Raw genomic sequence first — 8,150 nt, 5'->3', positions numbered from 1 at the left:
GTCACCACACGCACCAGATCCGATGCGCCACACATCAGCCAACAGTCGGACCCGGAACGAGCGCCAACCACTCACAGCAACATCAACAATGAAGCTGAATGTTTACGTCCTCGTCCACACCCGCGGCGAGCGCACCAACAACGACGGGTTGGCCGACCTCCACGCCCGCCGCTTCGCGAACTGGTCCGAGACGGCGCRGAACCTCACCATCAATGAGGCCCTTCTCAAGGACATCACGGACGGCCTGGAGATCCCGAAGCGCGTCTCGCGGAAGCACGAGCATCCGATCAATGTCCGGACCACGTTCACTCTGCTGGCGGATACGAACCACCGCCCAAAGCTGAGCGTCAAGGACGGGGCGGTGTGGAACCGGCTCGTCTACTTCGAGACCAGGCCCCCGGTTCCCAAGGACGAGCAGATCGAAGGTCTTGCCCGGTCGATCTTCGACGATGAGGCCGCCGGGATTCTCCAGTGGGCCATGCGGGGATGCGTCGATTGGCAGAAGAAGGGCGGCGGGCTTAAGGGCCTCGCCGTGCCATTCACCATGGAGCAGGCCATCGCGAGATACCAGTCGTCTGAGGATCGAGTCAAGACCTTCATTTCCGACCATCTAATCGCCGAGCCCGAGCGGGCTAAGTGGAATGTGAACCCGAAGACCCTCCGCGACCTCTATAACGAGCCGCTGGAAAAGCCCGTTCCGCTCGGCGAGTTCAAGAAGGTCATGGCCGAGAACGACGTCAACACCGCCGACACCGACAGCGTTCCGGTTCCCGAGGCCGGCAAGGCCGTCCGAGTTCTCAAGGGCTGGCGCTGGGCCGACGACGCCAACCCGTGGGAGAAGGGAAACTGAGAATGTCAAGCCCGCTCTACAACGAGGACCAGGCCCAAGCTGCGATGCAGCACGGTCACGCGGATTTCCTGGATCGAAAGGGCGCAACCGTCGGAGTCARCCACAAGATGAGGGACTTTGTCGTTCGCGCCAAGGAGGAGTTCCAAGCCATAGGTGACCGAGGTGACATGCGGTATTGCGATCACCTGAGGCAGATCCCTATCCAGCCGGTTCAACTGGTCTATTGGGATCTGTCCATGCTCGTCTGCCGGCCGTGCGCCAAAGCTGGGCTAGTCCCGCCTATCGATCCCCTCAAGGCGATGACCTGCGTCTTGTGTGAGAAGGTACTCGCCCTTCCGCAGATGACCTTCAATGAGGTCGGTTTTGGGGTATTCGCCCTGACCTTTCCGATCTGCCACATGTGCGTCTCACGCGAAGTCAAGAAGAAGCGCCGCCGCTAACCCCCGTCCCACCTCAGTTCATCAGGAGCCAACCATGAATCCGAGGAGACCTCATGCAATGCCCCGATTGCGCGGCCCGCGAGGCCGCGCCCCCGGACCGGTGCCCTGAGCACCCCGAGGAGATCAGCCACGGGCCGGACGGCTGGTGCCGCGCGTGCGCCAGCCTCGGCGCGTACGGCCCCGAGTGCCGTRCCCAGGCCGTGCCGGACGGCTTGGCCTGGACGCACGCGCCCGGCTGCCCGCAGCATGGGGGCGCGTCGTGAGAGAGTTCCGGGTGGGTCTCGCGTGCGGGCACGACCTGTACTTCGAGCAATCGCTGTGGGCGCCCCTGGCCGGTGAGGTGGTCTGGTGCCGCCGGTGCCGGGCCGAGACCGAGGCCGCGACGGGCCGCGCACCGACCGCGTCCGACTCGCTCCGTGCGGTCCCTGACGCGCTGGCCCAAGACGTCGCACGCGACGCGCGCGACGGGCTGTCAGCGTCGCTCTCAAGCGCCTCCATGAAGCCGTCCGCGCGTCGCGCGTCGCGTGCGACGACCAAGCCAGAGAGGACGAACGGGAGCCACCGACATTGCGACCACGACCGCACCAAGGCCGCCCGTTCGGCGTGTCGGCGGGCGGCCACACCGCCCATCACGGCGTCGCCTCCGGTCCCCTCCTCGGAGGGCCCGGCTCATCCGGGGGGTGTGGGATGAGCGCGACCGTCGGGCGTCCCGAAACGCGGACGATCGCCTACCGCCCGCGCGGAGGGGCCGCCGCCCTTCTGACCGCGAGGGATGCGGAGATCTGCTTCTCCGGTCCTGCGGGGACCGGGAAGAGCCTCGCCGCCCTCTGGAAGGTGCACCTAACGTGCATGGCCGTGCCGGGGACGCAGGCCCTCATCCTCCGCCAGACCAACATCTCGTTGGCTGGCACCACTCTGAACCTCTTCGAGCGGTTCGTGGTGCGGTCGGCCCTGGATGCGGGGATCGTCGCGTGGTTCGGCGGCTCACCCCGGGAGGCCGCGAAATACCGCTACCAGAACGGATCGACCATCATCGTGGGCGGATTGGACCAGCCCACCAAGTTCCTTTCTTCGGAGCTGGACATCATCTTCGTGGACGAGGCCACGGAGATATCCAAGACCGCCTACGAGACCGTGTTCTCGCGTCTGCGGGGAACGGCCCTCGCGGATAAACAGATCATCCTCGCGTGCAATCCCAGCCATCCCAAGCACTGGATCAAGCTGCGGTGCGACCAGGAGGGGATGCGGATGATCCCCAGCCGCCACCGAGACAACCCGGTCTACGTCCGCGATGACGGGAACCTGACCGAGGCCGGACGGGATTACATCGTCGGGAAGCTCGGCAAGCTGACCGGCGTCCGCAAGCTGYGGTATCTGGATGGGATCTGGGCCGCCGCCGAGGGGGTGATCTACGAGGAGTGGGACGACTCGATCCACGTCGTGGATCCGTTCAAGATTCCCCGGGATTGGACCATCCGGTGGGCTGTCGACTTCGGATTCGTCAACCCGTTCACCTGGCAGCTTTGGGCCGAAGATCCGGACGGCGGGCTGTGGCTCGTGAGGGAGATCTACCGAACCGGCCGAACCGTCGCCGACCACTGCCAGACCATCCGGGAGGCGGCTCGCGGATTCGCCGATCCTCTGGAGGTGGTGTGCGACCACGACGCGGAGGATCGGGCGACGCTGGAGCGGGAGTTGGGATACTCGACCTGTCCCGCGACCAAGAACGTCTCCCGCGGGATCCAGGCCGTGAAGGAGCGGCTCGCGACCAACCGCATCCGCGTGTTCCGAGACAGCCTCGTGGAGCGGGACCACGAGTTGGCGAAGCGCGAGAAACCCGGACGGCTCGCGGAGGAGATCCCGCAATACGTGTGGGCGTCCAAGTCACGTCGCGCTGAGGACGGCGAGCGCAAGGATGAGCCGTTGAAGGAGAACGACCACGCCGCCGACGCCGCGCGGTATCTGGTCGCTCAGCTGGATCTCCGTTCCCGGCCAGGCGTTCGCTTCCTCGAATAGCCCGATTGTGGCGAGAATCGCGCGTCCACCTCGTTAGCGTGCTGAGCGATCACACGCGCGCACGCGAGGAGATGACGTGATTCTGAGGCATACATTTGTCCAGGTTCAACCAACGGGATCGGACGGGATATGGCAGCTCACCATCAGGCCCGGAGCTAACCGGGAACATGTCGTGGCCGCCCTCGCGGCCCTTCCCGAGGACGCGGTTTTTGTCGAACCGTTCGGGAACATCGCCGCCGTTCTTCTGTTCATCGCCCCGTCCAGCATCCTGCCCGGTTAGCCCGCTCCACACCCCCCGCAGACCTCGCTACCGAGGCCGACCGACGGGGGGTGTGGAGCGGACGGACCGGCTCAGTCATGACACAGGGGTGAGTGACCCTCGCCACATGGCGGAACGGCTGATCCGAGTTTGTCGGACGTGCGGTGGATCCTGCCGCCATGTCACCCGATGGCGCAACTCCACCACCCGACGGCGCAGGCGCCCGCACCAAATCCGATGAGTGGTACGTGCTCGACCTCTGCGACGAGGCGGTCGGCGAGACCGGCCTACGCCAACACCGCTTCGACTGGCTTCTCGGCGACCCGAGCCCCTCGACCGGCCGCCGCGTCCRTCTGCCCGTCGACGCCTACTGGCCCACCCGCCGCCTGGTCGTCGAGTACCGCGAGCGCCAGCACGACCAGCCGACACCCCACTTCGACAAACCCGACCGGCTGACGGTCAGCGGCGTTCACCGGGGCGAGCAGCGAGCCCTGTACGACCGTCGCAGAGAGGAACTGATACCCACCCGGGATCTCCGTCTGGTCATCCTGCGTCCGGCCGATCTGGCCAGCGACGGTCGCGGACGACTCAAGCGGCGACGAGACGAAGACCTCGCGGTCATCAGCGCCCGCCTGGCCTGATCCACTCCACCATCGACGTCTGACCACCACACCGCCCGCGACACACGATGTCCGGGCGGTGTGGAGAGTCACGACGATCCGGTGGGTGATGCGCCCCAGCAGGCCCGAGGCTGAACACCGGCTCACCCGTCAGGTAGCTGCGCGGCTGCGGGTCGTTCCGGGGATCACGCCGCCCCTTGGTGACCTTCTTTGCTCCGATGGTTGCGGATGCTCTCGGGCGTGCCGGCGTAGGTGCATCCGTCGTGCCCACACCACTCCCACCGACCCGTCGTTACCGCCGCCTCGGTCACCGACCGGTCCGGGCCGTACCCGTGCCTTTCGAGGAGCCGAGCGACGGCACCTTCATACTCGGCGGCCAGCAACGCTCCCTCCGCGATCTTGTCGTGTCCKCGCACCCAGAAGGCGCCGATGCCAACATCGATGCCGCAGCCGCACCAACATGTGCCGGTCGGAAGAAGTCGTGATGTTCTAGTCATGCCATCATGATAGGTCTTCTAGAAGGTTCGTCAAGAACTCTGGGTGGGGAGCGTCCAAAGCAACCGCGAGGTGCTGGCCCTTGTGATCCGCAAAGTTATGACACAAGCGCCCCGACGTCATCGCTTCCCTGACGGCGTATGTGACCGACCGGGAGGTGAAGAAGCGGATCGGGGCGGCGTTGCCGCTGCTGCTTTCCCAGGGTCGGGCGCCCGGGGTTGTGGTGGTGGCGGCGGTGCAGGACCCGCGTAAGGAGGTGTTGCCGCTCCGGGAAAGGAGAGAAGTCCTGTGAACATCTTCTCGTCTGGCAACTTCGGCGCGTGGCGCACCCCCGGCGGAGACTCCCCGCTCGTCGCGACCCACAAGACCAACACCGGTGACCACGAGCTGACGATCCGGCCCGGCGCGGACGTCGGCGACCTGGCGGCGATCCTCGCGAACCTTCCCGCGGATGCCTTCTTCACCGAGCACTACGGCGACGTGAACGCGGTGCTCGTGTTCCGCCAGGTGCCTGGACTTCCGGCAATGGTCCCGGCGAACGGAAATCCATCGACGGATCCGGCGGCGGCGAACATCAGCCGTCCGTAACGGCAGTCCTGCCTGCTCTAACCACATTTTTCTTCCGTTCTCTGGTGGCGTTTCAAGCTGTCAGGGTGTCGGACGGGTCCAGGGTCGGCCGAAGGCCGATCGCGTAGCGACGCCGTAGGCGCCCTGGACGCGGCCGGCGCCCCGGCAGACCATTCCAACGCCAGAGAACGGAACGCCACCGGAACCGGGCAACGTCGCCCGCGGCCGGCGTGAACCTGTCCCGTTCTTCCGGCAAGGAGAAGTCACCCATGCCCAGTACCACCCCCGGCTCGTCGAACGGCCGGCGCAAGGAGCGCAGGAAGCGCGCCAACGGCCAGGGCTCCATCTACCAGCGCGGAGACGGCCTGTGGGTCGGCGCGGCCTACGTCCTGATGCCTGACGGGACGACCAAGCGGCGGCCGGTCTACGGCAAGTCGGAAGAGATCGTCCGCGGCAAGCTCACGGAGCTTCAGGCCAACTCGGATCAGGGCATTCCGGCGGACGCCACCGGATGGACCGTCGAACGCTTCCTGACGGTCTGGCTCGCGCAGACGGTGAAGCCGAACCGTCAGCCGAACACCTATGTCACCTATGAGAAGGCGGTTCGGCTGTACCTCATCCCGGGGCTCGGGAAGAAGCGGCTGAACAGGCTGAGCGGTGCGGACGTCCGGCAGTTCATCCGGCGGACGGAAACCACCTGCCGGTGCTGCGAAATGGGCAGGGACAAGGCGCGGCCGGAACAGGAACGGCGCTGCTGCGCGGTCGGCCAGTGCTGCAACCGCCGTCCATCGAAGCGTCAGGTTCAGGTCGTGCATGCCGTGCTCCGCAACGCGCTCCAGGCGGCGGTGCGCGAGGAACTGATCCGACGGAACGTGGCGAAGCTCGTCCAGGTCTCGACCCCTCGTTACAACGTCGACCGGGGTCTGACCGTCGAGCAGGCACACCGGCTCCTCGACGAAGCGGCCGGCGACCGGTTGTACGCGCTGCTGGTCCTGGCGCTGTTCCTCGGGATGCGCCGCGGGGAGCTGCTCGGGCTCCAGTGGTCGGACCTCGACACCGACCGGGAGACGCTGACGATCCGGCACACGCTCCAGCGGGTCGGCGGGGAGCTGCGGCTGCTGCCCCCGAAGACGGAGGACTCGGAGCGCACGCTGCCGCTGCTGGGCCTGGTGGCTGACGCGCTCACCGAGCATCGCAAGCTCCAGCAGGCGGAACGGGACGCGGCCGGCGACCGCTGGGTGACGACGGACCACGTCTTCACCACGAAGATCGGAACGGCGATCGAACCGGACAACCTGCGCCGCTTCTGGATGCCGCTGCGTCAGGCGGCCGGGCTCGACGGGGTCGTGTTCCACGGGCTGCGGCACACCTGCGTGACGCTGCTCCTGGACCTCGGCGTGCCGCCGCACATCGTCCGTGACATCGCGGGCCACTCGGCGATCGAGGTGACGATGACGATCTACGCGCACGCCTCGATGGGGGAGAAGCGGCGGGCTCTGGGCCGGCTCGACGGCCACCTGACCGGGCCCCGACCCTGACTCGTTGCTACACCGGTTGCTGCACGTGGGGGTGTCGGGGGGCTCGGCCCCCCGGCAGGCCTGACGAGGGGATCGAAAAGGCGCAGCATGCGAGCCTGATCCCCGAGTGCACCCAACCAGCATTAATGCGAACCTAAACCTGCAGGTCAAAGGCCCGACCGTGTCCATCGAACCCGCCCACGCCAAGATCCGCCGGGCCGGCTACGGCGGCAACATGAACGCCAGGAAGATCGGATAGGGGTTGACCGATGCGGCCGTGCGTCACCACCGCGGCAAGTGGGGCGCGCTGCTCGATCCCGCCGGGGTCCGCTGTCGGCCGGAGGCCAGGTGGACGTCTTCACCAGTGTGGTCGCAGGCGACGTCGCCACGGCGGTCGCCCGGCTCGGCGGCGATGTCAGCCTGCGCGACCACCTGCGCCAGGAACTCGCCAGCCGGGGGCTGACCGGATCAGCGGGGCGTAGCCCCATCGCACCTGCCCAAACTGTCAGCCGGGTCATGATCGCTGTGCCGCGGCGCCGGACGCTCTCCCACGGGCGGGACGTCGCCGGTGTACTCGTGGTCGACGAACCGGGCCAGTTGAACGCGGCGTTGGCGTCGTGGTCGATCCCCAGCCTGCGGGCCTCGTCAGCCGGCTGGGGACCCGCCGCCAGCAGGTGGAGAAGGGCAAGGTGCTGCTGGCCGGCTTCTGGCCCGGCTCGAAACCGGCCACCTGCTGGGGCCTCGCCCCGGACCTGGCCGCCGCAGTATAGGGCGGTCTGTGGCGGGTGCTGACCGTGCGCAAGGGTCTCGACGTGATCGTTAGACCAGTGCGGCAGACTGTCGCTCGTGGGGATCACGATTCGCGAGTGGCCGGGGGATCTCCGTGCCGCATTACTGGGTGAGCGGGACAAGGGCGACAAGTTCGCACGGCTGATCAAGGCGTGCCTGGAGACCGAGCCGGAGCGGACCGAGAGGCTCTCCGGAGTCTGGCAGCGGGCGGCCTGGCCTGGGCGACCGACGTCGGGATCGACCTGGTCGCCGCGACGTGGCCAGAGCGGCTCCACCACCTGCTCGCCGACTACCCGGTGCTGGTCCTCGCCGTCGTCGGTACGTCGTCGAGAGCTTCCAGCAGATCTCCCGAGTCCGGTGAGATCAGAAGCGACGAGTCCGCCAGACTGCTCGGCTGCTGGTACGGGCTGGCCAGGAACTTCGGCCCCGWRCMCGGCGGCGYCGGTRGCCYATGGCCCGGRCGCGGGCRTCCGGCATCCCGTCTTCGCGTGAGATCYCCTCAAGGAGCCCTGTGAGCACCCTCGGTAGTTTCATCTGGTCGATCGCCGACCAGCTTCGGGGTCCCTACCGCCCCAACCAGTACGGCAACGTGATCCT

The 8,150-nt window shown here is 67.2% G+C and carries 9 protein-coding genes and 1 pseudogene; 9 read left to right on the top strand and 1 reads right to left on the bottom strand.

Features of this window, described 5'->3' with window-relative positions; translation table 11 throughout:
* The 5 genes from KBI5_RS22890 to KBI5_RS22870 form a co-directional block, all read left to right on the top strand.
* The coding region (locus KBI5_RS22890) for a hypothetical protein (protein WP_206745272.1) at positions 1 to 850 on the top strand (850 nt) is incomplete at its 5' end.
* Between the two features lie 2 nt (positions 851 to 852).
* A complete protein-coding gene (locus KBI5_RS22885; RefSeq protein WP_085016421.1) occupies positions 853 to 1,290 on the top strand; it encodes a hypothetical protein in 438 nt (145 codons plus the stop codon).
* A gap of 687 nt (positions 1,291 to 1,977) precedes the next feature.
* Positions 1,978 to 3,306 (top strand): phage terminase large subunit, encoded by a 1,329-nt coding sequence (locus KBI5_RS22875; RefSeq protein ID WP_085016419.1) that lies wholly within the window; start codon positions 1,978 to 1,980, stop codon positions 3,304 to 3,306.
* Between the two features lie 76 nt (positions 3,307 to 3,382).
* Positions 3,383 to 3,586: a hypothetical protein gene (locus tag KBI5_RS28535; protein WP_116290000.1), complete on the top strand. Its 204-nt coding sequence runs from the start codon at positions 3,383 to 3,385 to the stop codon at positions 3,584 to 3,586.
* 227 nt (positions 3,587 to 3,813) lie between these two features.
* Positions 3,814 to 4,206 carry a hypothetical protein gene (locus KBI5_RS22870; protein WP_198537908.1) on the top strand — a complete coding sequence of 131 codons (393 nt, stop codon included), beginning with the start codon at positions 3,814 to 3,816 and terminating at the stop codon, positions 4,204 to 4,206.
* A gap of 164 nt (positions 4,207 to 4,370) precedes the next feature.
* Here the strand turns inward: KBI5_RS22870 and KBI5_RS27420 are convergent, their stop codons facing one another.
* Entirely contained in the window at positions 4,371 to 4,682 is a 312-nt protein-coding gene (locus KBI5_RS27420; RefSeq protein ID WP_206745271.1) for a hypothetical protein, read from the bottom strand.
* 119 nt (positions 4,683 to 4,801) lie between these two features.
* On the opposite strand from KBI5_RS27420, the pseudogene KBI5_RS25700 reads away from it, so the two are divergent.
* The 4 genes and pseudogenes from KBI5_RS25700 to KBI5_RS26645 all read left to right on the top strand — a co-directional run.
* Positions 4,802 to 4,954, top strand: a pseudogene (locus KBI5_RS25700) (cell division protein FtsK); the annotation flags it as partial.
* 14 nt (positions 4,955 to 4,968) lie between these two features.
* On the top strand, positions 4,969 to 5,268 hold the full coding sequence (locus tag KBI5_RS22860) for a hypothetical protein (protein WP_011435589.1): 300 nt from the start codon (positions 4,969 to 4,971) through the stop codon (positions 5,266 to 5,268).
* A 248-nt stretch (positions 5,269 to 5,516) separates the two neighbouring features.
* Entirely contained in the window at positions 5,517 to 6,785 is a 1,269-nt protein-coding gene (locus KBI5_RS22855; RefSeq protein ID WP_085016418.1) for a site-specific integrase, read from the top strand.
* Positions 6,786 to 7,381: 596 nt separating this feature from the next.
* Positions 7,382 to 7,534: a hypothetical protein gene (locus KBI5_RS26645; RefSeq protein ID WP_157902576.1), complete on the top strand. Its 153-nt coding sequence runs from the start codon at positions 7,382 to 7,384 to the stop codon at positions 7,532 to 7,534.
* Positions 7,535 to 8,150 lie beyond the last annotated feature (616 nt).

Origin of the sequence: Frankia sp. KB5 (assembly GCF_002099325.1) — a bacterium.
Lineage (GTDB): Bacteria > Actinomycetota > Actinomycetes > Frankiales > Frankiaceae > Frankia > Frankia casuarinae.
The sequence above is the reverse complement of the archived record's forward strand: the minus strand, read 5'-3'. Positions and strand labels throughout refer to the sequence as shown.